This is a genomic window from Streptomyces piniterrae (assembly GCF_005048155.1).
GTDB classification, from domain to species: Bacteria; Actinomycetota; Actinomycetes; order Streptomycetales; family Streptomycetaceae; genus Streptomyces; species Streptomyces piniterrae.
The window spans coordinates 125889-150716 of sequence record NZ_SUMB01000006.1 but is presented as its reverse complement, the minus strand read 5'-3'; the positions used below and the strand labels follow the sequence as shown (position 1 = coordinate 150716).

The window sequence follows — 24828 nt, the reverse complement described above, 5'->3', positions numbered from 1 at the left end:
CGGGTATGCCCCTGGTGACGGGCAGGGAGCAGCTAACAGGCAGCGCAAAGGGTCAGTGTAGCCACTTGGCACACTGATGTCCAGAGCGAGTTTCCGGAGACCGGTTCAGCACCGTGATACCGATCTTCTCCCTCCGGGAGGTCATGCCCTCCGCTGCGGAGAACCCCTCGTTGTTCTTCTCTACGCCCAATGCCCTGCGCCTGCCGAAAGCCCTGCGCCAGTGGCGCACACCGATGCTTCCCTCTTCGTCGGCGATCCATGCCTCGGACCCTGGATCGCTTCTGCGTCGCGTCCCGAGAATTGCGCGCCGCGTGCGGTTCGTCAAGGCCCCCCACCTCTGGGAGCTCGTCACATGCGGAGCACCTCCGGGCAACGAAGATCACCATACTCGCACGCCGGAGCGGGGCAATGCAGCCGTGGCCGAGCACGCCGAAGGGCGACCACCCGCATGGGTGATCGCCCTTCGCTGTGTCCACGTGGCGCCAGAGGCGCTCAGGACGTGAGTCGGAGACTCAGTGAGGTCACTTGACCTCGACGGAGGCGCCGGCGCCCTTGAGGGACTCGGCGGCCTTCTCCGCGGCGGCCTTGTCGACCTTCTCGAGGACGGGCTTCGGGGTGCCGTCGACGAGGTCCTTGGCCTCCTTCAGGCCCAGGGAGGTCAGCTCACGCACGACCTTGATGACCTGGATCTTCTTGTCGCCGGCGCCGGTGAGGATGACGTCGAACTCGTCCTGCTCCTCGGCCTCGGCGGCCGGGGCGCCCGGGGCACCGGCGGCGGCAACGGCGACCGGGGCAGCGGCCTCGACGTCGAACTTGTCCTCGAACGCCTTCACGAACTCGGAGAGCTCGATGAGGGTCATCTCTTCGAACTGCGCGAGCAGGTCTTCCTGGCTGAGCTTCGCCATGGTGGCGGTCCTTCCACTAATTCGGCTGGTGCCGGATGTACATGAATGGCGGGCGTACGGGCCCGCTGGGCCGGCGAGTGATTACTCGGCGGCCTCGGCGGGAGCCGGCGTACCGGCACCGCCCTGCTCGACCTTGCTGCGAAGCGCGTCCGCGGTGCGGGCGAACTTCGTGAGGGGGGCCTGGAAGGTCGCCGCGGCCTTGGCCATGGACGCCTTCATGCCACCCGCCAGCTTGGCGAGCAGAACCTCGCGGGACTCGAGGTCCGCAAGCTTCTTGATCTCGTCGGCGGTCAGTGCCTTGCCGTCAAGGACACCGCCCTTGATGACGAGAGCGGGGTTCTCCTTGGCGAAGTCACGAAGACCCTTCGCCGCCGTGACCGGGTCACCGGTCACGAAGGCAACAGCGGTCGAGCCCTTGAGGTGCTCGTCCAGCTCGATCCCGGCTTCCTTGGCCGCGATCTTGGTCAGCGTGTTCTTCACCACACGGTACTGAGCGTTCTCGCCGAGAGAACGACGCAGCTCCTTGAGCTGTGCCACAGTCAGTCCGATGTAAGAAGTCACAACAGCTGCGTTGGAGTCGCGGAGCTTCTCCGTGATCTCCGCAACGGCTGCGTTCTTGTCAGACGTCGCCATGAGCCTCGGCCTCCTTCCGGGTGATGAGGACCGCGCAGAAGGGGCTGGGCAAAACAAACGCCCCGGCGCAGGGGCACGGGGCGTGACTCGACCGAACGGAATCCGGGAGTTCGTCTCATACATACCTGCGCAGGCCGTCCGCAGCTAGCGGATCCTTCGGCCACCACACGTCCGAGTTCGGACGCGCAGAGACAACCAGCGGTCTTTGGCTTCCTGCACACGGTACGGGAACGGTCTGCGGTCAGGCAAATCGGCTGAGCGGGGGCATCGACGACGCCCCCGCTCCCCTACTGCTGCTTACTTGTATTCCGTCGTCTCACTGGCCGGCGGCGGGGTCACGGAGACCTTGGTGCCGTAGTCCGAGTAGAAGACGGTGGAGTCGTACGCGGTCTTGCCGTCCATCTGCTCACGCTTCTTGACGAGCAGGTTGTCCGAGTCGATCCACAGGTCGATGGTCTCGTTCTTGGCGCCGGACTGCTGCAGCTGCTTCTCCAGTGCCTTCAGCTGCTCTTCGCTGACGTTCTTGGACTGCATGCGGGCCAGCTCGGTCACGCCGAGGGTGCCGGTGAAGTGGGTCGCCTGGACGCCGCGGACGTCCTCCTTGCCGACCTCCTTGACCTTGCCAGAGGCGATCAGCATGTCCACCGACTTGCTGGGGTTGTTGTTCTGCATCATGTCCTTCATGAGCGCACCGGCGGCGCCCATCTTCTTGGCCATGACGTCGTAGTCGTACTTGATCCAGGACTTGCCCTGGATCGGCATGCCCATGTTCATGTACATCGCGTCGGGCGTGTAGAGCGCCTTCATGGGCTTGCCGGACCCCATGCCGCCCTTGCTGGTGATGTCGACGGTCATGTTCATGCCGTTCGACCAGTCCATCGCGCCCTTCATGGACTGCTCCGCCGGACCGTTCTTGACCGTGCCGTCGATCTTCGCGGAGTTCTTGCCGTTCGTCTCCTGCGAGACCTGCTTCAGCAGGTCCAGAGGGCTCTTGGACTCCGACTGCTGGCCTGCGGCACCGTTCTTCCCGCCGCTGCCGCTGCCCCCGGCGTTGTCGTCCTTGCCGCCGTTACAGGCGCTCAGACCGCCCACCAGCATGACAACTCCCGCCACAGCGGCGGTGATACGCGTGCTACGCACTTGAGGCTCCCCCTTTTGATCTCCTGTATGGACCTCGGGGGTGACTGTAGTCCAGACGGCTGACACCGAACGCGTCAGGCCCCGTATTCCCTGAGGAATACGGGGCCCGACGTCGTGTAGCGCGCGCTACGAGGCGTCGATCAGAGAGATCAGACGGCCTCGTCCTCGACGAGGAGGTTGCGGGTGCGGTTGGCGTCCAGCGGGATGCCAGGGCCCATCGTGGTGGTGATGGTGGCCTTCTTGATGTAGCGGCCCTTGGCGGCGGACGGCTTGAGGCGGGTGATCTCCTCGAGCGCCGCGGCGTAGTTCTCCACCAGCTTGGTCTCGTCGAAGGAGACCTTGCCGATGATGAAGTGGAGGTTCGCGTGCTTGTCCACGCGGAACTCGATCTTGCCGCCCTTGATGTCGGTGACAGCCTTGGCGACATCCGGGGTGACGGTGCCGGTCTTCGGGTTCGGCATCAGACCACGCGGACCGAGCACGCGGCCGAGGCGGCCGACCTTGCCCATGAGGTCCGGAGTGGCGACGACGGCGTCGAAGTCCAGACGGCCCTTGGAGACCTCGTCGATCAGTTCGTCGGAGCCGACGATGTCGGCGCCGGCGGCTTCCGCGGCCGCAGCACGGTCACCGGTCGCGAAGACCAGGACCCGGGCGGTCTTACCGGTGCCGTGCGGGAGGTTCACGGTGCCACGGACCATCTGGTCGGCCTTGCGCGGGTCGACACCCAGACGCATGGCGACCTCGACGGTCGCGTCGAACTTGACGGACGTGGTGTCCTTGGCGAGACGGACGGCCTCGAGCGGGGCGTACAGACGCTCCCGGTCGATCTTCGCGTCCGCGTTGCGAAGAGTCTTGCTGCGCTTCACTTCTGCTCCTGGTGCAGTGGGTGGAGTCGTGGTGCGGGCCAGCGCCTGGCCCTGCCACGGGGGTGCCTGAGGGGGCTGGGATCAGCCCTCGACCGTGATGCCCATGGAACGGGCGGTGCCGGCGATGATCTTCGACGCGGCGTCCAGGTCGTTGGCGTTCAGGTCGGGCATCTTGGTGGTGGCGATCTCGCGGACCTGCGCCTCGGTGATCTTGGCGACCTTGGTCTTGTGCGGCTCGCCGGAGCCCTTCTCCACGCCCGCGGCCTTCAGGATGAGCTTGGCGGCCGGCGGAGTCTTGGTGACGAAGGTGAAGGAACGGTCTTCGTAGACCGTGATCTCCACCGGCACGACCATGCCACGCTGCGACTCGGTCGCGGCGTTGTAGGCCTTGCAGAACTCCATGATGTTGACGCCGTGCTGACCCAGCGCGGGGCCGACCGGCGGAGCCGGGTTCGCGGCACCGGCCTGGATCTGGAGCTTGATAAGCCCCGTGACCTTCTTCTTCTTGGGAGGCATGCTCTCTCCGGGTCCTAGTGAGAGTTGGTTCGCCCCGCAATCCGGTCATCCGGATGGAGGCATACCGCACAACGATAACGGGTATGGTCGTGCGGCCAAAAACCGAGAGGTCAGACGGGCACCGAAGCCCGTCTGACCTGATCGGTGGCTGGTGTTCCGGAAGAACTAGTTCTTCTGGATCTGGTCGAAGCTGAGCTCGACGGGGGTCTCGCGGCCGAAGATCTCGACCAGGCCCTTGACCTTCTTCGAGTCGGCGTTGATCTCGTTGATCGTCGCCTGCAGCGTCGCGAACGGGCCGTCGGTGACGGTGACGGAGTCGCCCACCTCGAAGTCCAGCACCTGGACCTCGACCTTGCGGGACGGCGCCGGCTTGCCCTCGGCCGCGGCGGCCTCCTTGGCGGCCTTCTCCTCGGCCTCCGGGGCGAGCATCTTGACGATCTCGTCCAGCGTCAGCGGGTACGGGTCGTAGGCGTTGCCGACGAAGCCGGTGACACCCGGCGTGTTGCGGACGACGCCCCAGGACTCGTTGGTGAGGTCCATACGCACCAGCACATAGCCCGGGAGCTTGTTCTGGCGGACCGTACGGCGGTCACCGTTCTTGATCTGGACGACCTCCTCCTGCGGCACCTCGGCCTGGAAGATGAAGTCCTCGACGTTCAGCGAGACGGCACGCTGCTCAAGGTTGGTCTTCACGCGGTTCTCGTAACCCGCGTAGGTGTGGATGACGTACCACTCACCGGGGAGGCCACGCAGCTCGTCGCGGAGAGCGGCCACCGGGTCGACCGGCTCCTGCTCCTCCTCGGCGGCCTCGGCGGCGGCGTCGGCCTCGGCGACCACCGCAGCCTCTTCCGCCGGCTCACCGGCGGCAGCATCCTCGGCATCGATCTCATCGACGCCCTCGGCGTTCTCGACGATCTCAAGCGAGGTGTCATCGCCCTCGACCTCGGCCGAGACAGCCGCGTCAACGTCGGCCTCGGCCGATGCGACGGGTTCGGCGGCGTCGTTCAGGTTCGGGTCAGACACGGTGGCTGCTTCTTCCTGGCTTCAAGGGGTTGAACATGCAAAGGGCGCCCGCTGAGGCACCCCCCGCGGGATATCAGCCGAAGACGTACCCGACGACTCGGTTAATTCCCAAGTCAATCACGGTTACGAGACCGATGATGATGACAACGAAGACGATCACCACACTGGTGTACGTCGACAGCTGGTTGCGCGTGGGCCAGACGACCTTGCGGAGCTCCGCCACGACCTGGCGGTAAAAGAGCGCGAGACGCGCGAAGGGGCCCTTCTTGCCGCGCTTGCCGCCGCGACGGGGCTTCTTCTGGGATTCCGCGGTTTCGTCCTCGGAACGACCGCGCTCAGGCATGTCGATGGAGCCCAGGGCGTCCGTCACTCGTCCTCACCTGAATCCGGGTCGTGGCCGTGCCGCGCCCGGTTGAGCCGCACGGCGGTGCATTTCATACGTACGCGTGCACGCACTTCGGTGAGTGCGTGTAGCAGGGCCGGAGGGACTTGAACCCCCAACCGCTGGTTTTGGAGACCAGTGCTCTACCAATTGAGCTACGACCCTTTGTGGTTTCCCCAACCTACCGCATGCGGCCGACTGCACTAAGTGCGTGGCCGCGGCCTGTTGGAGGCCAACGGTCAGCGAGTGTACGTGCTTCGGAGCCGGGCGTCGAACAGAAACGTCCCGGGTGGTGCCCGCAAACCCGTGTGTCCGGCCCGTCGGCGGTCTGCGACGATGCCCTTATGAGCGCTGCTACCCCTTCCGCATCGTCCCCCGCCGACCGCCGGGTATCGGCCCGCGTCGGTTCGATCTCCGAGTCCGCCACCCTCGCCGTCGACGCCAAGGCGAAGGCCCTCAAGGCCGCCGGGCGCCCGGTGATCGGCTTCGGCGCCGGTGAGCCCGACTTCCCCACGCCCGGCTACATCGTCGAGGCCGCCGTCGAGGCCTGCCGCACCCCGAAGTACCACCGCTACACCCCGGCCGGCGGCCTCCCCGAGCTGAAGGCCGCGATCGTCGAGAAGACGCGGCGCGACTCCGGCTACGAGATCGAGGCCGCCAACGTCCTGGTGACCAACGGCGGCAAGCAGGCCATCTACGAGGCGTTCGCGGCGATCCTCGACCCGGGCGACGAGGTCATCGTCCCGGCTCCGTACTGGACCACCTACCCCGAGTCGATCCGTCTCGCGGGCGGTGTGCCGGTGGACGTGGTCGCGGACGAGACGACCGGCTACCGGGTGACCGTCGAGCAGCTGGAGGCCGCCCGTACGGACCGCACCAAGGTGGTGCTGTTCGTCTCTCCGTCGAACCCGACCGGCGCGGTCTACAGCCGCGAGCAGGTCGAGGCGGTCGGCCGCTGGGCCGCCGAGCACGGCCTGTGGGTGCTGACCGACGAGATCTACGAGCACCTGGTCTACGGCGACGCGGAGTTCAGCTCGCTGCCGGTGGAAGTGCCCGAGCTGCGCGACAAGTGCATCATCGTCAACGGCGTGGCGAAGACGTACGCCATGACCGGCTGGCGGGTGGGCTGGGTCATCGCCCCCAAGGACGTCATCAAGGCCGCGACGAACCTCCAGTCGCACGCCACGTCCAACGTCTCCAACGTGGCACAGGCCGCGGCCATCGCCGCCGTCTCCGGCGACCTGACGGCCGTCGACGAGATGAAGGTCGCCTTCGACCGCCGCCGCAAGAAGATGGTGCAGATGCTCAACGAGATCGACGGCGTCGTCTGCCCGGAGCCGGAGGGCGCGTTCTACGCGTACCCGTCCGTGAAGGGGCTGCTGGGCAAGGAGATCCGCGGGAAGACGCCGCAGTCCAGCGTCGAGCTGGCGGAGATCATCCTGGAGGAGGCCGAGGTCGCGGTCGTCCCCGGTGAGGCCTTCGGCACCCCCGGCTACCTGCGGCTTTCGTACGCGCTGGGCGATGAGGACCTGGTGGAGGGTGTCTCGCGGCTCCAGAAGCTGCTCGCCGAGGCGAAGTAAGCAACACCACATACGGGAATTCGTATGTGATGCGGGCGCCGGAACTCGTTCCGGCGCCCGCACGCGCTTTCAGCGACCCCTCCGTTCGGGAAAGCCCCTACCGGCCGACCGGGTGCATGCGGCAAGATCTCGGGATGGAGAGCACTCGTGCCCGCGGCGGAGCCGCCATCCGAGACCTGCGCCGGTTGCCGAAGGCCCACCTGCACCTGCACTTCACCGGCTCGATGCGGGCCACCACCCTGCTGGATCTGGCCGACAAGTACGGCGTGCATCTGCCCGAGGCGCTGCGCGGCGGCGAGCCGCCCCAGCTGCGCGCCACGGATGAGCGCGGCTGGTTCCGCTTCCAGCGGCTGTACGACATCGCGCGGTCGTGTCTGCGCTCCCCCGAGGACATCCAGCGGCTGGTGCGCGAGGCCGCCGAGGAGGACGTCCGGGACGGGTCGGGGTGGCTGGAGATCCAGGTCGATCCGACCTCGTACGCCCCGCGGCTGGGCGGGCTGATTCCGGCGCTGGAGATCATCCTGGACGCGGTCCACCGCGCCTCCCGCGACACCGGCCTGGGCATCCGCGTCCTGGTCGCCGCGAACCGTATGAAGCACCCGCTGGACGCCCGGACGCTGGCCCGGCTCGCGGTGCGCTACGCCGACCAGGGCGTGATCGGCTTCGGTCTGTCCAACGACGAACGCCGGGGCTTCGCCCGGGACTTCGACCGGGCCTTCGCCATCGCCCGGGAGGGCGGTCTGCTGGCCGCGCCGCACGGCGGTGAGCTCTCGGGTCCGGCGAGCGTGCGGGACTGCCTGGACGATCTGCACGCCGGCCGGGTCGGGCACGGCGTACGGGCCGCGGAGGATCCCGTGCTGCTGCGCCGGCTGGCCTCGCGCGGGGTGACCTGCGAGGTGTGCCCGACGTCGAATGTGGCGCTCGGTGTGTACGAGAAGCCGGAGGACGTGCCGCTGCGCACGTTCTTCGAAGCCGGCGTGCCGATGGCGCTGGGCGCGGACGACCCGCTGCTGTTCGGCGCGCGGCTGGCCGCGCAGTACGAGATCGCCCGCGGCGTGCACGGCTTCACGGACGCCGAACTGGCCGAGCTGGCCCGTCAGTCGGTGCGTGGCTCGCGGGCCCCCGAGGAGGAGCGGCAGCGCCTTCTGACGGGCATCGACGCCTGGCTGGCGGCGTAACCGCGGAGCACCCGCTCAGAGGCTGACGCCGACCGTCACGGGTTCGTTGACGAGGGTGATGCCGAAGGCGGTGTGGACGCCGTCGCGGACCTCGCGGGCGAGGGCGAGCAGGTCCTCGGTGGTGGCGCTGCCGCGGTTGGTGAGCGCGAGGGTGTGCTTGGTGGAGATACGGGCCGGGCCGCTGCCGTAGCCCTTGGTGAAGCCGGCCCGGTCGATGAGCCAGGCGGCGGAGGTCTTGATCATGCCGTCGCCGGCCGGGAACGCGGGCGGTGCGATGTCCGGGCCGAGACGGTCCTGGACGCGTCGCAGGAAGGCGGCGTGCTCGGCCTCGGTGAGGACGGGGTTGGTGAAGAAGGAGCCGGCCGACCAGGTGTCGTGGTCGCCCGGGTCCAGGACCATGCCCTTGCCGGCACGGAGCGCCAGAACGGTCTCTCTGGCGATGGCGGCCGGGACCCGGTCTCCGGCCTCGACGCCGAGGGCGCGGGCGGTCTCGGGGTACTTCAGGGGCGCGGAGAGGCCACCGGCGTCCTCCAGCGCGAACCGCACCCGCAGCACCACGAACGCGTCGGGGTCCTGCTTGAAACGGCTGTGGCGGTAGGAGAAGCCGCACTCCGCGTTGGGGATCGTGACGGTCTCGCGCGCCCGGCGGTCGTAGGCGACGACCTCGGTGAGGGTGGCGGAGACCTCCTGGCCGTAGGCGCCGACGTTCTGGATCGGGGTGGCGCCGGCCGAGCCGGGGATGCCGGCCAGGCACTCGATGCCGGCCAGCCCGGCCTCGACCGTACGGGCCACCGCGTCCGACCAGTTCTCGCCCGCGGCGAGCTCCAGGGCGGTGCCGTCGAGCGCGAAGCCGCGGGTGGCGATGCGCAGCGCCGTGCCGTCGAAGCCCTTGTCGCCGATGACGAGATTGCTGCCGCCCCCGATGATCAGCAGCGGGGTGCCGGCGTCGTCGGCCGCGCGGACGGCGGCGATCACCTCGTCGTCGGTGGTGGCCGTGACGAGACGGGTCGCCGGGCCGCCGAGCCGGAAGGTGGTCAGCGGGGCGAGGGGGGCATTGTCTTCTGCGGTTGCCACGTGTCGTTCCTGCACGCGCCCAAGGGTACGGGGGCGGTCCGACAATGCTCGGCCGGCCGCCCCCGTCGGCAGCGGCCTAGGCGAGGCGGACCACGGCGCGGGCCATGCCCAGCACCTTCTGGCCGGCGCTCATGGCGGTCAGGTCGACGCGGACCGTGCGGTCGTCGTCGTCCAGCTTGGCGGCGACCTTGCCGCTGACCTCGATCAGGGCGCCGGTCTCGTCGTTGGGGACGACGACGGGCTTGGTGAAGCGGACGCCGTACTCGGCGACGGCACCCGGGTCGCCGACCCAGTCGGTGACCACGCGGACCGCCTCGGCCATGGTGAACATGCCGTGCGCGATGACGTCCGGCAGCCCGACCTCCTTGGCGAACTTCTCGTTCCAGTGGATCGGGTTGAAGTCGCCGGAGGCGCCCGCGTACTGGACGAGCGTGGCGCGGCTCACGGGGAAGGACTGCGCCGGGAGTTCGGTGCCGACCTCGACGGCGTCGTAAGAGATCTTCGCGGTCATCTCAGCCCTCCTCGGCGGCGCGGGCGACCAGCTTGGTGAGAGCGGTCACGACGTGCTCGCCCGCCTCGTCGTGCACCTCACCGCGAATGTCGATGATGTCGTTGCCCGCCATGGACTTGATCGCCTCGATGGTCGAGGTGACGGTCAGTCGGTCGCCGCTGCGCACCGGACGGGTGTAGGAGAACTTCTGGTCGCCGTGCACCACGCGGCTGAAGTCCAGGCCCAGTTGCGGGTCCGCTATGACCTGGCCGGCGGCCTTGAACGTGATGGCGAACACAAAAGTGGGCGGCGCGATCACATCGGGGTGGCCGAGGGCCTTGGCCGCTTCGGTGTCCGTGTAGGCGGGGTTGCTTTCGCCGATCGCCTCGGCGAATTCGCGGATCTTTTCCCTGCCGACCTCGTACGGGTCGGTGGGCGGGTACGTGCGTCCGACATAAGACGGGTCGAGCGCCATGGGTTCGCGACCTCCCTGATCTGAAGTGGTGATAACGCCGTGAGGCCGCCCCCAACGAATTGGGGACGGCCTCAGGGACGAGCCTGTGTTATCGCGTCTCGCGGTGCGCGGTGTGCGAGTTGCAACGGGGGCAGTGCTTCTTCATCTCAAGACGGTCCGGGTCGTTGCGCCGGTTCTTCTTGGTGATGTAGTTCCGCTCCTTGCACTCCACGCAGGCCAGCGTGATCTTCGGGCGGACGTCTGTGGCAGCCACGTGAGTGCTCCTTGACGGACGGATGGTCGGATTGAACGCAAAGAAGAGTAGCCGATCGGAGGACCGACCCCACAATCGGCTACTGTCAGTAGCGGTGACCGGACTTGAACCGGTGACACAGCGATTATGAGCCGCTTGCTCTACCGACTGAGCTACACCGCTGTGATGCGAGAGTCCCCCGCCCGAAGGCGAGGTACCTCACACATCAGAGCCCCAATACGGAATCGAACCGTAGACCTTCTCCTTACCATGGAGACGCTCTGCCGACTGAGCTATTGGGGCGAGCGATGAAGACATTACACGGCCCGCAGCCAAAGGTGAAATCCGTATCCGGGCCCCGCCCCAGCGGCCCCGCGCACCACACCGGTACGACTATTTCGCGCCTGCGCGATGCTCTCCCGGCTGCCCCCTAGGCTCGGCACACCGCTGCGTGATCTTGCACGCCCGTGCCTTCGAGGAGCGCGATGTCCGACAGCAGTTCGCCGCAGCCACAGCCGGGCCGGCCGGGTAACTCGGGCAAGCCCCGCGGCACCGGCCGGCGCGCCGGGTCCGACGCGGGCGCGCTGGTCCTGTGCGGCGCCCGGCTCGCCGACGGCCGGACGGTGGACGTACGGCTGGGCGGTGGGCGCATCGAAGCCGTCGGTACGGCCGGCAGCCTCGCCCCGCAGGGCGCCCGTGTCGACCTCGCGGGCTATCTCCTGCTCCCCGCCCCGGCCGAGCCGCACGCGCACTGCGACACCGCCCTGACGGCGGACTCCGACGGCCCCGCCTCCGACTCCCCCGAGGACGTCCAACGGCGTACGACGGAGGCCGCGCTGCTCCAGTTGGGGCACGGCGCCACCGCCTCGCGCAGCCACGTCAGGATCGGCGGCGTCCAGGGCCTGCGCTCGCTGGAAGCGGTGCTGCAGGCCCGTAGGTCGCTGCGCGGGCTGGCCGATCTGGCGGCGGTCGCGGTGCCCCGGGTGCTGACCGGGGTGGCCGGCGCTGACGGGCTGGCGATGCTGCGGGACGCGGTGAAGATGGGCGCCTCGGTGATCGGCGGCTGCCCGGACCTCGACCCCGATCCGGCCGGGCATGTCGAGGCGGTGCTGGAGGTGGCGGGCGAGCACGGCTGCCCGGTGGATCTGCACACCGACGGTGACGATCCGGCGCGGCTGGCGCGGTTCGCGGCGATGTCCGGCGGGCTGCGGCCCGGGGTGGCCATCGGGCCGTGCGCCGGGATGGCCCGGATGCCGCGCAGCGTGGCGGCCCGGGTCGCCGAGCAACTGGCGGCCGCCGATGTCGCCGTCATCTGCCTGCCGCAGGGCGACTGCACGGGACTGGAGCGCTACGGCTCGCGGGTGTCCCGGCCCGCCCCCGTACGGTTGCTGCGCGCCGCCGGGGTGCGGGTGGCGGCGGGCAGCGGGGCGCTGCGGGATGTAGCGAACCCGGTGGGGCGCGGCGATCCCCTGGAGGCCGCGTATCTGCTGGCGTCCCTGGGCGAGGCCACGCCCGAGGCGGCCTACGAGACGGTGAGCGCGGCGGCGCGGGCGACGCTGGGCCTGCCGGACGTCCGGGTCGAGGCGGGCTTCCCGGCGGAGCTGCTGGCGGTACGCGGTGAACGGATCGCCGGTGTGCTCTCGCTCGCCTACAGCCGGATCGTGGTGCACAGGGGGCGGGTGGTGGCGCGTACCAGCGCGGTGCGCGAGTACTGCGACTCGGCGGTGGATGTGGCGCTGGAGCTGCCCCGGCAGTCGCAGCGCTGAGCCGGCCGGTCCTGCGGTGGGGCGCGGCGGTTCGGCGTACGGTCGGCATCATGCGCATTGTCATCGCAGGTGGACATGGTCAGATCGCGCTTCGGCTGGAGCGGTTGCTCGCCGGGCGCGGGGACGAGGTCGCGGGCATCGTCCGGCGGCCGGAACAGGCCGGCGACTTGCTGGCCGCGGGAGCCGAGCCGGTGGTCTGCGACCTGGAGTCGGCGACGGTGGAGGATCTCGCGCGGCACCTGGAGGGCGCGGACGCGGCCGTCTTCGCGGCGGGCGCGGGCCCGGGCAGCGGCATCGGCCGCAAGGACACCGTGGACCGCGGCGCCGCGGCGCTGTTCGCGGACGCGGCCGAGGCGGCGGGCGTACGGCGCTTCATCGTCGTCTCGTCCATGGGCGCGGACCGTGAACCGCCGGAGGGCACCGACCCCGTCTTCGCGGCGTACCTGCGCGCGAAGGGCGCGGCGGACGCGGACGTACGGGCCCGTGCCGGACTCGACTGGACGATCCTGCGCCCCGGCCGGCTGACGGACGACCCCGGCTCGGGCCTGGTGGCACTGGCCGACGCGACGGGCCGGGCCGACGTGACCCGCGACGACGTGGCGGCCACCCTGGTGGCCCTGCTCGACGAACCGCGCACGGCGGGCCGGACGCTGGAGCTGATCGGCGGGGACGTACCGGTCACGGACGCGGTCAAGGCGGTGGCGGCACACTGACCGGCGGGCGGGGCGGGGCAACCGGTCCGCGGCAAAACGAAACGGCCCCTGATCCACGTTTCCGGAGATCAGGGGCCGTTCCACTACCTGTGGAGAAAACCCCCTCACTGGCCTTCCGGTCCGCCCGAGGCATGACCCCCACGTACTCCGCCCCCTTGTGATTGCCCACAACGAAGGCGAAGCCGTGGCCAGACTCGCATTCAAGATCTACTCGGACGCACCCGCCGCGTGTCCCCAGGGGGCTGTCATAGGCGGGTCCCTTCTCTGGAACTCGTTAAGCCCGGTCAAACCTCTCCGTTCAGCATCAAGGTGACCACACAATCAAGCAGCGCCATTTCATCGACAGTAAGAATGTAGCCACCCTCACGGCCGTACCCACATCATGAACGCCTTAGCATTCAGCCCGCACGGCCAAACGCCGGTTGGCAGCGATCGAGCACGGGAATCATATTGCGCCCCGCCGGATAGCGATATCCAGGAGTTTGCGTGCTCGCGCATGCGCCACCGCGAACGGATGAAAAGGCGCTTAGCAGGGGCTCGGTGTTCCGGCGCTGGGCGAAGCGGAGAAGGAATAGCGCGGGCACCTCGCCCTCCTCCGCTTGGCCCGAGCTTGTGCCGGATAACCGTCAAGAAAGGCAGATGAGGATGGACCCGAAGCAGCCGGAAACGTAGCCGTGGCCATGGCCGTCGGCCGGGGCCGACTGGGTCACCTTGGCCTGTGTGGCGATGTGAGGGGCGGTCGTCACGGCCACAGCCGATGCGGCCGTCGCCGCCCCTGCCGCAAGAGCGATCCCCAGGGCGGCGCTGACCGCGAATATTCGCGAAACGATTTCCTTCGGGCGATCCATCTGTGTGGTGTCCATGCGAATCACCATGCACACCCATGTGGCCAATTTCACCCCGAGCGCGGCCAATCGAGTGAATCGCACGGAATCCAGCGATCCGGATTCTAAATCACCTAATTTACTCGCCTTTCACGCCCTTATTCAGCGGCCGGGTACGCTTCGTTCAAAGAGTGGATATCACTCAGTCCGCGAGTGGCCCCCCATCACAGCGCAGCTGACACCAGTGCGCCCGGATTTGGCCCACACCCGCGGCAGATCTCACTCACCGACCACCCCGCGCTGTTGGCAGCCATCGCCGCGCTCCAGCGGGACGCCTCAATGTCTGCCGCCGGACGGAAATCCCGTCCACGGCCCGTCCACACAGAGCGAGATTGAGTGATCGAACGCGAGACAGTGTGAGACAGTCCACACATCACCGGATCCCATGACGAAGGGCCCGTGACCTGCTGAAACAGCAGGTCACGGGCCCTTCGTATTCCTGTGGCGGCGCCAGGATTCGAACCTGGGAAGGCGAAGCCGGCAGATTTACAGTCTGCTCCCTTTGGCCGCTCGGGCACACCGCCAGGGTTTGCTGCCGGGAGACCCGCTGTGGGGCGGTGCTCTGTGGCAACGACGTAAACCATACCCGATCGCAGGGGGTGGTTCGCCACTCGATTCCGGAGCGCTGGATCATGGCCGGGTGGCTAGGCTTGCGGGGCGGTCCCGGTGGGCCGCACCCGTGACGGATCTACGTATGAGGAGCCAACTCAACATGGCCGACTCCAGTTTCGACATCGTCTCGAAGGTCGAGCGGCAGGAGGTCGACAACGCCCTCAACCAGGCCGCCAAGGAGATCTCCCAGCGCTACGACTTCAAGGGCGTGGACGCTTCGATCGCATGGTCGGGCGAGAAGATCGAGATGCGGGCCAACGCCGAGGAGCGGGTGAAGGCGGTACTCGACATCTTCCAGTCCAAGCTGGTCAAGCGCGGGATCTCGCTGAAGGCGCTGGACGCCGGCGAGCCGCAGGCCTCGGGCAAGGAGTACAAGATCTCCGCCTCCATCGAGGAGGGGATCTCGCAGGAGAACGCGAAGAAGGTCGCCAAGATCATCCGCGATGAGGGCCCGAAGGGCGTCAAGGCGCAGGTGCAGGGCGACGAGCTGCGGGTCAGCTCGAAGAGCCGGGACGACCTGCAGGCGGTGCAGCAGCTGCTCAAGGGCAAGGACCTGGATTTCGCGATCCAGTTCGTGAACTACCGGTAGGACTGCCGGCAGGGCTGTCGGTAAGGCTGTCGGTAGGACCCCCGCCTGCGGTGGTCGGCTGAGGGGCGGTGCGCCGTGGGCGCGCCGCCCCTCCCGCCTTGTGGGCGGTACGGGGCGCGCGACGCGGACCTCCTGACCTCAACTCCGGTTCAGGTTGCCGGGTGTTGGCCGGCCGTGCGGTGCCGACGGGATCGCCCTCTGGGCGTCGAACCGCTCGGCTTCCGCCGCTGTGCGGCCCCTCGGGACTCGTACGGAGATGAGGGGCCGGCCGGTCCCGGCGCGGTCGGGGTCAGCGGGTCGCGAACGGCTCGTCGGTGGGCACGATCTCGCGGCCGAGGGGCATCAGGGAGAGCAGGATCATCTTGAAGTTGGCGATCCCGAAGGGGATGCCGATGATCGTCACGCACAGGGCGAGGCCGGTGACGATGTGCCCCAGAGCCAGCCACCAGCCCGCAAAGATGATCCAGATGACATTGCCGATCGCCGAACCGGTACCGGCGTCATGGCGCTCGACGGTGGTCCGGCCGAAGGGCCACAGGGCGTAGCCGGCGATGCGGAAGCTGGCGATGCCGAAGGGGATGGTGATGATCAGGATGCAGCAGATGATGCCCGCGATGGCGTAGCCGATCGCCATCCAGAGGCCGCTGAGGATCAGCCAGAGAAGGTTAAGGATGAACTTCATGATCGGTAGCCTTCCATGGGCAGATCGGAGAAACGTTCCGGCTTGGTAGACGCGCCTACCGCCCTGGACCGTTGCGGTGATCGCGGCGCAATCGGCTGTCCTGTGGCGGAGTGGCCGGCCGGTCGCCGTCCTACGGGTCCGCATAGCCCGTTGGTGGGTTTCGGGGCGCGCATGGGGGTCATACGCCGATACCGCCGTTCCCCGGGGGTCAGGGGCGGTGGCCCGCCATCTGTTCCAGGCGGGTGATGCGCTCGCGCATCGGGGGGTGGGTGGAGAAGAGCCTGGACATGCCCTCGCCGGCCCGGAACGGGTTGGCGATCATCATGTGGCTGGCCGTCTCGATGCGCGGCTCCGGGGGCAGCGGAAGCCGCTGGGTGCCCGCTTCGAGCTTGCGCAGGGCGGAGGCGAGGGCCAGGGGGTCTCCGGTGAGCCGGGCGCCGGAGGCGTCCGCCTGGTACTCGCGGGAGCGGCTGACGGCGAGTTGGATCAGCGAGGCGGCGACCGGGCCGAGGATCATGATCAGGATCATGCCCAGGATGCCGGGGCCCTCGTCGTCATCGGACCGGCCTATCGGAATCAGCCAGGCGAAGTTGACGAGAAACATCACGACCGAGGCGAGGGCTCCGGCCACGGACGAGATGAGGATGTCCCGGTTGTAGACGTGGCTGAGCTCATGGCCGATGACGCCGCGCAGTTCGCGTTCGTCGAGGAGCTGGAGGATGCCGTCGGTGCAGCAGACGGCGGCGTTGCGGGGGTTGCGCCCGGTGGCGAAGGCGTTGGGGGCCTGCGTCGGGGAGATGTAGAGGCGGGGCATGGGCTGGCGGGCGGCGGTGGAGAGCTCGCGGACCATGCGGTAGAGCCCGGGGGCCTCGAATTCGCTTACGGGGCGGGCCCGCATGGCCCTGAGGGCGAGCTTGTCGCTGTTCCAGTACGCGTAGGCGTTGGTGCCCAGCGCCACGAGGACGGCGATGATCAGGCCCGTACGGCCGAAAAAGCCGCCGATGACGATGATGAGTGCGGACAGTCCCCCGAGGAGTACGGCGGTTCTGAGCCCGTTGTGCCGGCGGTGCACGGTACGCCCTCCAAGCGGTGCGGCAGGGGAACCCTTTGCCTCGTTTTCCACTCTCCAGTGGACCCTTACTCACTGGTCAACGCGAGATGAGCAGGGCTAGTTCCCTTGTGCACGGGATGCGGTCCGGGCGCGTACCGCTGTCCGGGCCGTACCGCTGTCCGGGCAGGTGCCGCTAGAGGAGCGCTCCCGAGGCGAAGCGCAGGACCGCTTGGGGTGCGCCGGACAGGATGACGCCCAGGACCGCCGCGAGGGCGATGGCGGTGGTGAGGGCGGCCGGGATCCCGGCGCGGGCCGGGGCCGGGCGTCCCTCCGGTGCCTCGGCGCCCCGGAAGAGGACCGCCGTCCACTGGAGGTAGTAGTAGAGCGCGATCACGACGTTGATGGCCATGACGACGGCGAGCCAGCCCAGGCCCGCGTCGACGGCCGCGGAGAACACCGTGACCTTGGCGAAGAGGCCGATGATGCCCGGCGGCAGACCGGCCAGGTTGAGGAGGAAGAAGCCGAGCGCGAGGGCCGCCAGGGGGCGCCGGGCGTACAGGCCGCGGTAGTCGGTGATGCGGTTTCCGGGGCTCGTACGGGCCACCAGGGCGGCGACCCCGAAGGCACCGAGGTTCACCGCGGCGTACATCAGGGCGTAGGCGACGGTGGCGCCGATGGCGCGCGCCGGCTCGTCGAGGTAGCCGGCCGCCGCGATCGGGACCAGGAGGTAGCCGGCCTGGCCCACGGAGGACCAGGCGAGCAGGCGGACGGCGCTGTGCGCGCGGTCCGGCGCCTGGCGCAGCGCCGCGACGTTGCCCACGGTCATCGTGAGCGCCGCGATGACGGCCAGCGCGGGGCCCCAGACCTCCGCGTACGAGGGGAAGCCCTGGACCGTGACGAGGATCAGGCCGGAGAAGCCGACGGCCTTGCCGATCACGGACAGGTAGGCGGCGATGGGGAGCGGCGCGCCCACGTAGGTGTCCGGCACCCAGAAGTGGAACGGGGCGGCGGCGGTCTTGAAGGCGAAGCCGACGAGGGTGAGCGCGACGCCGGCGCTCGCCAGGGTGGCCAGCCGGGGGTCGGGGAGGTCGGTGAGGGTGTCCGCCACCCGGGAGAGGTGGAGGCTGCCGGTGGCGGCGTACAGGAAGCTCACGCCGAGCAGCATCACGGCGGTGGCGGCCACCGAGGAGAGGAAGAATTTCAGTGCCGCCTCGGAGGAGAGCCGGTCGCCGCGCCGCAGTCCGACCAGTGCGAAGGCGGGCAGTGAGGCCACTTCGAGGGCGATGACGAGGGTGGCGAGGTCGCGGGAGGCGGGCAGCAGGGCGGCGCCGGCGGCCGAGGAGAGCAGCAGGAACCAGTACTCGCCGGTGGGCAGATCGTGGTCCCTGATGGTGTCGATGGAGAGCAGGGCGGTCAGCAACGCCCCGGCCAGCACCAGGAACTGGATGACGAGGGTGAACGGGTCGGCCACGTAGCTGCAGACGGACGGATGGCCCATGAGGCAGAAGGTGCGGCGGTCGCCGTCCAGAAGGGGCAGCAGGGAGAGCGCGGCGAGGGCGAGGCCACCGGTCGCGATCCAGCCGAGCAGCGGCTTCTTGGCGTCCGGGATGAAGAGGTCGGCGACGAGCACCACCAGGGCGACGGCCGCGGCGATGGTGGGCGGCGCGACGGCGAGCCAGTCGACGGACTGGATCAGGGAGGCCACCGGGCTCGCAGCCATGGGGATCATCGGGCTCATCACTTACCGCCTCCGAGGAGCTGCTGGACGGCCGGGTCGGTGAGGCCGAGGAGGGCCGCGGGCCACAGTCCGGCGAGGACGGTGAGCGCGGCCAGGGGGCTCCAGGCCGCGTATTCGTAGCGCGCGAGGTCGGGGAGGGCGGGGGCCTCGGCCGCGGCGGGCTCGCCCGGGGCGCGGTCGTCCGGCCGGCTTCCGTCGCCGAGCGGGGCGATCGGTGCGAGGTGCGGCGTGCCGCCCATGCAGACGCGGCGGACGACGAGCAGCAGGTAGGCGGCGGTCAGCAGGGTGCCGAGGCCGGCCAGCGCCATGAACGTGAGGAAGGCGGGGCGGCTGAGGCCGGCGGCCGGCTCGAACGCGCCGAACATCGCGAGCATCTCGCCCCAGAAGCCGGCCAGTCCGGGCAGGCCCAGAGAGGCGACGGCGGCGAAGGCGAGCAGGCCGCCGAAGCGCGGGGCCCTGCCGTACAGGGCGGCGCCGGTGGTGCCGGCCAGTGCGTCGAGATCGGTGCTGCCGGTGCGGTCCTTGAGGGCGCCGACCATGAAGAAGAGCAGGCCGGTGATCAGGCCGTGCGCGATGTTGGCGAACAGCGCGCCGTTCACGCCGGTGGGGTTGAGGCTGGCGATGCCGAGCAGGACGAAGCCCATGTGGCCGACGGAGCTGTAGGCGATCAGGCGCTTGAGGTCGCCGCCGGCGCCCTTGCGTACCAGTGCGAGGCAGGCGAGCGATCCGTAGATGATGCCGACGGCGGCGAACGCGGCGAGGTACGGCGCGAAGGTGTGCATGCCCTCGGGTGTGATGGGCAGCGCGATGCGGACGAACCCGTAGGTGCCCATTTTCAGCAGCACGCCGGCCAGCAGCACCGAGCCGACGGTGGGGGCGGCGGTGTGGGCGTCCGGCAGCCAGCTGTGCAGGGCCCACATCGGGGCCTTGACGGCCAGTCCGATGCCGACGGCGAGCACCGCGATGAGCTGAACCGTGTGGCTGAGCTGGGAGTTCGGGCCGTTGTCAGTGGCGAGTGCGACCATGTCGAATGTGCCGGACTTCACACCGATGAGGAGGAGGCCGAGCAGCATCACGACGGAGCCGAGCAGGGTGAAGAGGATGAACTTCCAAGCGGCCGCCTGCTTTCCGGCACCGCCCCAGCGGGCGATGAGGAAGTACATCGGGATGAGGACCATCTCGAAGGCGAGGAAGAAGAGCATCAGGTCGAGGACGGCGAAGGTGGCGAGGGTGCCGGCCTCCAGGACGAGCATCAGGGAGACAAATGCCTTGGGAGACGGGCCCGTTGGCATCTTGAAGTAGCTGTAGAGCGCGCAGAGGAAGGTCAGCAGCGCGGTGAGGACGAGAAGGGGGAGCGAGATGCCGTCCACGCCGAGGTGGATACGGATGTGGAGCGCCGGGATCCAGCTGATGTCGGTGGTGGCCTGCATACGGGCCGGGTGGTCGTGGTCGAAGCCGGCGGCCAGTGCGACGGACGCGGCGAGGACGACTCCGGTGACGGTCACGCCATGGCGCAGTACGGCCTGGTCGGGGTTGCGGCCCTTGAGACCGGGCGGGGCCGGCAGCAGGGCGCCGAGCGCGCCCAGGAGGGGGAGCACGACGAGCGCCGCGAGGAGGAGTTGCATGGCGGTGTGATTCACGGGTCAGGCCCTCCTCAGGGTTTCGGCTCCGGCGAGGCAGGCCACGGTGGCTGTCGGCTGGTGGTGCGGGGGTCGGCCCCCGGGCGATGGCGGCACGGTCAGGCTCCCGTGCCCGTGGCGACGAGGACGGCGGCGACGGCCAGGACGAGCGAGCCCGCGAGCAGCGCGCCGAGGTAGGTCTGCACATTGCCGGTCTGGGCGCGGCGGACCGCGGCGCCCAGCCAGCGGGGGGCGGTGCCCGCGCCACGTACGTAGGTGTCGACGACCTCGCGGTCGAGGAAGGCGACGAGCCTGGCGGCGGCGCGGGTGGGCCGGACGAACAGGACGGTGTAGACCGCGTCGAGGTGGAACCCGACGGCCGCGTGGCGGTGCAGCGGGCCGAGGAGGAGGCGGCCCGGGTCGGCGGGGTCGGCGGCGCCGGCGATGTTCCCGTAGACGGGGGCGTGGGTGGCGATGGCCGTTTCCTCGGAGAGCCCGGGGGCGGCGTCCGGGGCGACGACGACCGCGCCGATGGGGGTGCGGGCGGCGAGGGCCGTGGTGTGGCGCCAGGTCGCGTAGGTGACCAGGCCTCCGACGAGGGCGATGCCCGTGCCCAGGACGGAGGTGGTGAGCGTCGGATTGAGCGAACGCCCGTCGAACCAGTCGGGCAGGAAGGGGGCGGCCAGGCCGAGCGTGGCACTGGGGATGAACAGCACCCACAGCATGGCGTTCATGACGAACGGCTGCGGGCCGTGGTCGGGGGCCTCGGTGCCCTTGCCCTGGAAGACCAGCAGCCACAGGCGGGTGGCATAGCCCGCGGTGAGGAGGGCGGTGAGCAGTCCGGAGATCAGTACGGTCCAGCCGGCGGCGCCGGGGATGCCGTGCTCGGCACCGGTGGTGGCGTGCTCGGCGGCGCCCAGGACGGCTTCCTTGGAGAAGAAGCCGGCGAACGGCGGGATCGCGGCGAGCGCGAGCAGCGCGACGGTCATCGTCCAGAAGGCGTCCGGGACGCGCCGGGCCAGGCCGCTCATCCGGGACATGGCGGCCAGCGAGTTGGTGCCCGCGGCGTGGATGATCACGCCCGCGCCGAGGAACAGCAGCGCCTTGAACGCACCGTGCGAGAGGAGGTGGAAGACGGCGGCACCGCGGTCGCCGACGGCCAGCGCGCCGGTCATGTAGCCGAGCTGGCCGACCGTCGAATAGGCCAGGACGCGCTTGATGTCGTCCTGGGCCAGGGCCGCCAGGCCGGAGCCGACCATGGTGATCGCGGCCATGACGGCGAGTACGACCATGGCGGCCGCGGAGGCGGCGAAGACGGGGAGGAGACGGGCCACGACATAGACACCGGCCGCCACCATCGTCGCGGCGTGGATGAGCGCCGAGACGGGCGTCGGGCCGGCCATCGCGTCCGGGAGCCAGGTGTGCAGCGGGAACTGCGCCGACTTGCCCGCGACGCCGGCCAGCAGCAGCAGCGCGATCAGCGTGGGGTGGTCCAGGCCGTCGCGGGCGACGGAGCCGAGGATGCCGGTGATGCGGAAGGTCCCGGTGTCGGCGGCCAGCGCGAAGATGCCGAAGAGGAAGGGGACGTCGCCGAGCTTGGTGACGAGGAAGGCCTTGAGGGAGGCGGCGCGGGCGGCCTCGGTCTCCCAGTAGTGGCCGACGAGGAAGTACGAGCAGATGCCCATGATTTCCCAGCCGACGAGCAGCACCATCAGGTCGCCGGTGTAGACGACCAGCAGCATCGCGGAGGTGAAGAGCGAGACCAGCGCGGCATAGGAGGGGTAGCGCGGATCGTCGCGCAGATAGCCGGTGGAGTAGATCTGCACGCAGGTCGCGACGACGCCGACGACGACGGCGATGAGCGCGGCGAAGCCGTCGATGTGCAGGGCGAGGTCGATGGGGATCGAGCCGGTCGGGGTGAGCCGGGTGGCGACGTCGGTGGCCGGGCCGCCGCCCTGTTCGACGGCGACGACGATGGCGAGCGCGGCCGCGGCGAGCGTCGGCAGGACGGCCAGCGGCCGTACGAAGCCGGGCGCGCTGCGTCCCAGGAGCAGGCCCGCGGCGGCCCCGAGGAAGGGCAGGAGGGGAACGAGGACGGCGGTGGTCGTGAGCGTCACGCGGTGGCCTCCGCCTTGGTGTCCGGCTGCTGCGCGTCCCGGTCCGCCGGGTCCGCCTCGCCCGCCTGCTCGGCGAGGTCACGGAGCCGGTCGATGTCGGAGCTGCCGCGGTTGCGGTAGACGAGCAGCACGATCGCCAGGCCGATGCCGATCTCGGCGGCGGCGACGGTGATGGTGAAAAGGGTGAGCGCCTGGCCGGCGTGCAGGGTGTCGCGCAGCCAGACGTCGAAGGCGACGAGGTTGAGGTTGACGGCGTTGAGCATCAGCTCGACGGACATCAGCACCAGGATCGCGTTGCGGCGGGCGAGCACGCCGTACAGACCGGTGCAGAAGAGGAGGACGGAAAGGACGGCCGGATAGGCGAGATGCATCAGCGGTCCTCTCCTGGGGCGTGGGCTGCCGGTCCGGTGGGGGTGGACGGGGCTACGGCGCCGCGCTCGGCGGCCGCTGCGCCGTGCTTGCGGGACAGCACGATCGCCCCGACGAGCGCGGCCAGCAGCAGCACGGAGAGCGCCTCGAAGGGCAGCACCCAGTACTGGAAGAGGCTGCGCCCGGACTCCTGGGTGGAGCCCTGGACGGGACCGTCGAGGTCTATCCAGGTGGCACGGAACGCGTCCACGACGACCCAGACCAGCGCGGCGGCCGAGCCGGCGGCCACCACGAGCGCGGCCCAGCGGTTGCCCGAATCCGCGTCCGGGGAGCGGCCGATGGGCGCCTTGGTGAGCATCAGCCCGAAGAGCAGGAGGACGACCACGGAACCGACGTAGATCAGCACCTGAACCCAGGCGATGAATTCGGCGGTGAGGAGGAGGTATTCGACGGCGATCCCGCCGAGGGCGACGACCAGCCACAGGGCGGAGTGAACCAGCTGCTTGGTGGTCACGGTGACCACGGCCGCCCCGAGCGTGACGATGCCGACGAGGAGGAACGCGATCTCGACACCGGTGGGCGAGAGGAAGCCGTGGCTTGCGGCGGCGAGCGTCACGATCCCTCCTTCGGGGTGTCCGGTCGGTCCTGGGGCTGGTCCGGGGCTTGCTGCTGGGCCGCCTCGGCCTGCTGCTGGGCGGCTTCGGCTTCCTGGGCGGCGAGTTTGTCCGCGGCCTTACGGGCGGCGCCGACCTCCTTGGGCTCCTCGGCGGCCGGGTCGAGCGCCGGCGGCTCGGGCACCGTCCACATCCACTCGCGCAGCTTGTCGCGCTCGTGGGTCAGCTCGTGGATGTCCGTCTCGGCGTACTCGAACTCCGGGGACCAGAACAGCGCGTCAAAGGGGCAGACCTCGATGCAGATACCGCAGTACATGCACAGCGCGAAGTCGATCGCGAAGCGGTCGAGAACATTCCGGCTGCGCTCGCGGCCTCCGGGAGCGGCCGGCGGCACCGTCTCCTTGTGGGAGTCGATGTAGATGCACCAGTCGGGGCACTCTCGGGCGCACAGCATGCAGACCGTGCAGTTCTCCTCGAACAGCCCGATGACGCCGCGGGTGCGCGGCGCGAGGTCGGGCTGGGCGTCCGGGTACTGGGCGGTGACCGACCGCTTCGTCATCGTCCGCAGGGTGACGGCCAGGCCCTTGGCGAGGCCGCTGCCGGGGATACCCATCAGGAGATCACCACCTTGACGACGCCGGTGAGGGCGATCTGGGCGAGAGCGAGCGGGATGAGGACCGTCCAGGCGAGCTTCTGGAGCTGGTCCTCGCGGAGGCGGGGGTAGGTGACCCGCAGCCAGATGACGCCGAAGGCGAGGATCGCGGTCTTCAGGAGCGTCCACAGCCAGCCCAGGCCGTCCAGGCCGAACGGGCCGTGCCAGCCGCCGAGGAAGAGGACGGAGGTGAGCGCGCAGAGGACGACGATGCCCGCGTACTCGGCGAGCAGGAAGAGGGCGAAGCGCAGCCCGGTGTATTCGGTGTACGCACCGAAGATGATCTCGGAGTCGGCGACCGGCATGTCGAACGGCGGGCGCTGCAGCTCGGCGAGACCCGCGGTGAAGAAGACCAGACCACCGACGATCTGCCACGGCACCCACCACCACTGGAACGCGTCCAGGATGCCGGGCAGTGAGAGCGTGCCGGCCGCCATCGCGACGGACGCGGCGGCGAGCAGCATCGGCAGCTCGTACGCCAGCAGCTGCGCGGCCGTACGCAACCCGCCGAGCAGCGAGAACTTGTTGGCCGACGCCCAGCCCGCCATGAGCGCGCCGAGCACGCCGACGCCCATGACGGCGAGCACGAAGAAGATGCCCGCGTCCAGGTCCTGTCCGACGGCGTTGTGCGGGCCTATCGGGATGGCGACCAGGACGAGGAGGTACGGGAGCAGGGCGACGGCGGGGGCGAGCTGGAAGATCCGCCGGTCGGCGCCCGCCGGGACGACGTCTTCCTTCTGCGCGAACTTCACACCGTCCGCGACGAGCTGGGCCCAGCCGTGGAAGCCACCCGCGTACATGGGGCCGAGCCGCCCCTGCATGTGGGCCATGACCTTGTGCTCGGTCTGGCCGATGACGAGGGGGAGGACCAGGAACACGACGAAGACGGCGCCGAGGCGAAGCGCGATATCGAGAGCGTCGCTCATGC

At 69.5% G+C, this 24828-nt stretch carries 26 protein-coding genes and 4 tRNA genes; 5 read left to right on the top strand and 25 right to left on the bottom strand.

The window, feature by feature from the left end:
* Nucleotides 1-521: 521 nt before the first annotated feature.
* From rplL to FCH28_RS19110, 8 genes are all read right to left on the bottom strand, one after another.
* Nucleotides 522-905, bottom strand: coding sequence for a 50S ribosomal protein L7/L12 (rplL, locus tag FCH28_RS19145; protein ID WP_136741289.1), 384 nt, complete (start codon nt 903-905; stop codon nt 522-524).
* 81 nt (nt 906-986) lie between these two features.
* Nucleotides 987-1538 carry a 50S ribosomal protein L10 gene (gene rplJ / locus FCH28_RS19140; protein WP_136741288.1) on the bottom strand — a complete coding sequence of 184 codons (552 nt, stop codon included), beginning with the start codon at nt 1536-1538 and terminating at the stop codon, nt 987-989.
* Nucleotides 1539-1835: 297 nt separating this feature from the next.
* Entirely contained in the window at nt 1836-2678 is an 843-nt protein-coding gene (locus tag FCH28_RS19135; protein ID WP_246103001.1) for an SCO4651 family lipoprotein, read from the bottom strand.
* A 149-nt stretch (nt 2679-2827) separates the two neighbouring features.
* Nucleotides 2828-3544, bottom strand: a complete 717-nt coding sequence (gene rplA / locus FCH28_RS19130) for a 50S ribosomal protein L1 (protein WP_006604864.1) — start codon at nt 3542-3544, stop codon at nt 2828-2830.
* A gap of 81 nt (nt 3545-3625) precedes the next feature.
* Nucleotides 3626-4060 carry a 50S ribosomal protein L11 gene (gene rplK, locus FCH28_RS19125; protein WP_016571043.1) on the bottom strand — a complete coding sequence of 145 codons (435 nt, stop codon included), beginning with the start codon at nt 4058-4060 and terminating at the stop codon, nt 3626-3628.
* 165 nt (nt 4061-4225) lie between these two features.
* On the bottom strand, nt 4226-5083 hold the full coding sequence (gene nusG, locus FCH28_RS19120) for a transcription termination/antitermination protein NusG (RefSeq protein ID WP_136741287.1): 858 nt from the start codon (nt 5081-5083) through the stop codon (nt 4226-4228).
* 73 nt (nt 5084-5156) lie between these two features.
* Nucleotides 5157-5453 carry a preprotein translocase subunit SecE gene (gene secE / locus FCH28_RS19115; protein ID WP_136741286.1) on the bottom strand — a complete coding sequence of 99 codons (297 nt, stop codon included), beginning with the start codon at nt 5451-5453 and terminating at the stop codon, nt 5157-5159.
* Nucleotides 5454-5557: 104 nt separating this feature from the next.
* Nucleotides 5558-5630, bottom strand: a tRNA-Trp gene (locus FCH28_RS19110).
* A gap of 179 nt (nt 5631-5809) precedes the next feature.
* On the opposite strand from FCH28_RS19110, the gene FCH28_RS19105 reads away from it, so the two are divergent.
* Nucleotides 5810-7045, top strand: a complete 1236-nt coding sequence (locus FCH28_RS19105; protein ID WP_169314203.1) for a pyridoxal phosphate-dependent aminotransferase — start codon at nt 5810-5812, stop codon at nt 7043-7045.
* Nucleotides 7046-7179: 134 nt separating this feature from the next.
* Nucleotides 7180-8223, top strand: a complete 1044-nt coding sequence (locus tag FCH28_RS19100; RefSeq protein WP_136741284.1) for an adenosine deaminase — start codon at nt 7180-7182, stop codon at nt 8221-8223.
* A 15-nt stretch (nt 8224-8238) separates the two neighbouring features.
* Here the strand turns inward: FCH28_RS19100 and FCH28_RS19095 are convergent, their stop codons facing one another.
* From FCH28_RS19095 to FCH28_RS19070, 6 genes are all read right to left on the bottom strand, one after another.
* Nucleotides 8239-9312 (bottom strand): UDP-N-acetylmuramate dehydrogenase, encoded by a 1074-nt coding sequence (locus FCH28_RS19095; protein ID WP_136741283.1) that lies wholly within the window; start codon nt 9310-9312, stop codon nt 8239-8241.
* Nucleotides 9313-9373: 61 nt separating this feature from the next.
* Entirely contained in the window at nt 9374-9808 is a 435-nt protein-coding gene (locus tag FCH28_RS19090) for a MaoC family dehydratase (protein WP_136741282.1), read from the bottom strand.
* A gap of 1 nt (nt 9809) precedes the next feature.
* Nucleotides 9810-10262: a MaoC family dehydratase N-terminal domain-containing protein gene (locus FCH28_RS19085; RefSeq protein ID WP_136741281.1), complete on the bottom strand. Its 453-nt coding sequence runs from the start codon at nt 10260-10262 to the stop codon at nt 9810-9812.
* Between the two features lie 88 nt (nt 10263-10350).
* Nucleotides 10351-10515 (bottom strand): 50S ribosomal protein L33, encoded by a 165-nt coding sequence (gene rpmG, locus FCH28_RS19080; protein ID WP_006604855.1) that lies wholly within the window; start codon nt 10513-10515, stop codon nt 10351-10353.
* An 89-nt stretch (nt 10516-10604) separates the two neighbouring features.
* Nucleotides 10605-10677: transfer RNA gene (locus FCH28_RS19075), tRNA-Met, on the bottom strand.
* Between the two features lie 47 nt (nt 10678-10724).
* A tRNA-Thr gene (locus FCH28_RS19070) sits at nt 10725-10797 on the bottom strand.
* Nucleotides 10798-10979: 182 nt separating this feature from the next.
* Between FCH28_RS19070 and FCH28_RS19065 the strand changes: the two genes are divergently transcribed.
* Both FCH28_RS19065 and FCH28_RS19060 read left to right on the top strand, forming a co-directional pair.
* Nucleotides 10980-12260, top strand: a complete 1281-nt coding sequence (locus FCH28_RS19065; RefSeq protein ID WP_136741279.1) for an amidohydrolase family protein — start codon at nt 10980-10982, stop codon at nt 12258-12260.
* Nucleotides 12261-12310: 50 nt separating this feature from the next.
* Nucleotides 12311-12973, top strand: a complete 663-nt coding sequence (locus FCH28_RS19060) for an NAD(P)H-binding protein (protein WP_136741278.1) — start codon at nt 12311-12313, stop codon at nt 12971-12973.
* Between the two features lie 626 nt (nt 12974-13599).
* On the opposite strand, the gene FCH28_RS19055 is transcribed toward FCH28_RS19060, so the two are convergent.
* Both FCH28_RS19055 and FCH28_RS19050 read right to left on the bottom strand, forming a co-directional pair.
* Nucleotides 13600-13836, bottom strand: coding sequence for a hypothetical protein (locus FCH28_RS19055; RefSeq protein ID WP_136741277.1), 237 nt, complete (start codon nt 13834-13836; stop codon nt 13600-13602).
* 463 nt (nt 13837-14299) lie between these two features.
* A tRNA-Tyr gene (locus FCH28_RS19050) sits at nt 14300-14381 on the bottom strand.
* Nucleotides 14382-14569: 188 nt separating this feature from the next.
* Between FCH28_RS19050 and FCH28_RS19045 the strand changes: the two genes are divergently transcribed.
* Complete coding sequence (locus FCH28_RS19045; RefSeq protein WP_136741276.1) at nt 14570-15058, top strand: YajQ family cyclic di-GMP-binding protein; 489 nt, start codon at nt 14570-14572, stop codon at nt 15056-15058.
* A 289-nt stretch (nt 15059-15347) separates the two neighbouring features.
* Here FCH28_RS19045 and FCH28_RS19040 read toward each other — a convergent pair whose 3' ends face one another.
* From FCH28_RS19040 to FCH28_RS19000, 9 genes are all read right to left on the bottom strand, one after another.
* On the bottom strand, nt 15348-15740 hold the full coding sequence (locus tag FCH28_RS19040) for a YccF domain-containing protein (protein ID WP_136741275.1): 393 nt from the start codon (nt 15738-15740) through the stop codon (nt 15348-15350).
* Nucleotides 15741-15948: 208 nt separating this feature from the next.
* Nucleotides 15949-16812, bottom strand: coding sequence for a zinc metalloprotease HtpX (gene htpX, locus FCH28_RS19035; protein ID WP_136741274.1), 864 nt, complete (start codon nt 16810-16812; stop codon nt 15949-15951).
* A gap of 172 nt (nt 16813-16984) precedes the next feature.
* Nucleotides 16985-18520: an NADH-quinone oxidoreductase subunit N gene (locus FCH28_RS19030; protein WP_136741496.1), complete on the bottom strand. Its 1536-nt coding sequence runs from the start codon at nt 18518-18520 to the stop codon at nt 16985-16987.
* Nucleotides 18521-18528: 8 nt separating this feature from the next.
* On the bottom strand, nt 18529-20154 hold the full coding sequence (locus FCH28_RS19025; protein WP_136741495.1) for a complex I subunit 4 family protein: 1626 nt from the start codon (nt 20152-20154) through the stop codon (nt 18529-18531).
* 113 nt (nt 20155-20267) lie between these two features.
* A complete protein-coding gene (locus FCH28_RS19020; protein ID WP_136741273.1) occupies nt 20268-22265 on the bottom strand; it encodes an NADH-quinone oxidoreductase subunit 5 family protein in 1998 nt (665 codons plus the stop codon).
* Entirely contained in the window at nt 22262-22636 is a 375-nt protein-coding gene (gene nuoK, locus FCH28_RS19015) for an NADH-quinone oxidoreductase subunit NuoK (protein ID WP_136741272.1), read from the bottom strand. Before nuoK ends, FCH28_RS19020 begins: the two co-directional genes overlap by 4 nt.
* Nucleotides 22636-23250, bottom strand: a complete 615-nt coding sequence (locus FCH28_RS19010) for an NADH-quinone oxidoreductase subunit J family protein (protein ID WP_136741271.1) — start codon at nt 23248-23250, stop codon at nt 22636-22638. The genes nuoK and FCH28_RS19010 overlap by 1 nt, the downstream gene beginning before the upstream one ends.
* Entirely contained in the window at nt 23247-23864 is a 618-nt protein-coding gene (locus FCH28_RS19005) for a NuoI/complex I 23 kDa subunit family protein (RefSeq protein ID WP_136741494.1), read from the bottom strand. The genes FCH28_RS19010 and FCH28_RS19005 overlap by 4 nt, the downstream gene beginning before the upstream one ends.
* The gene (locus FCH28_RS19000) at nt 23861-24826 is read right to left on the bottom strand and encodes a complex I subunit 1/NuoH family protein (RefSeq protein WP_136741270.1); all 966 of its coding nucleotides are present in this window, start codon (nt 24824-24826) and stop codon (nt 23861-23863) included. Before FCH28_RS19000 ends, FCH28_RS19005 begins: the two co-directional genes overlap by 4 nt.
* Nucleotides 24827-24828 lie beyond the last annotated feature (2 nt).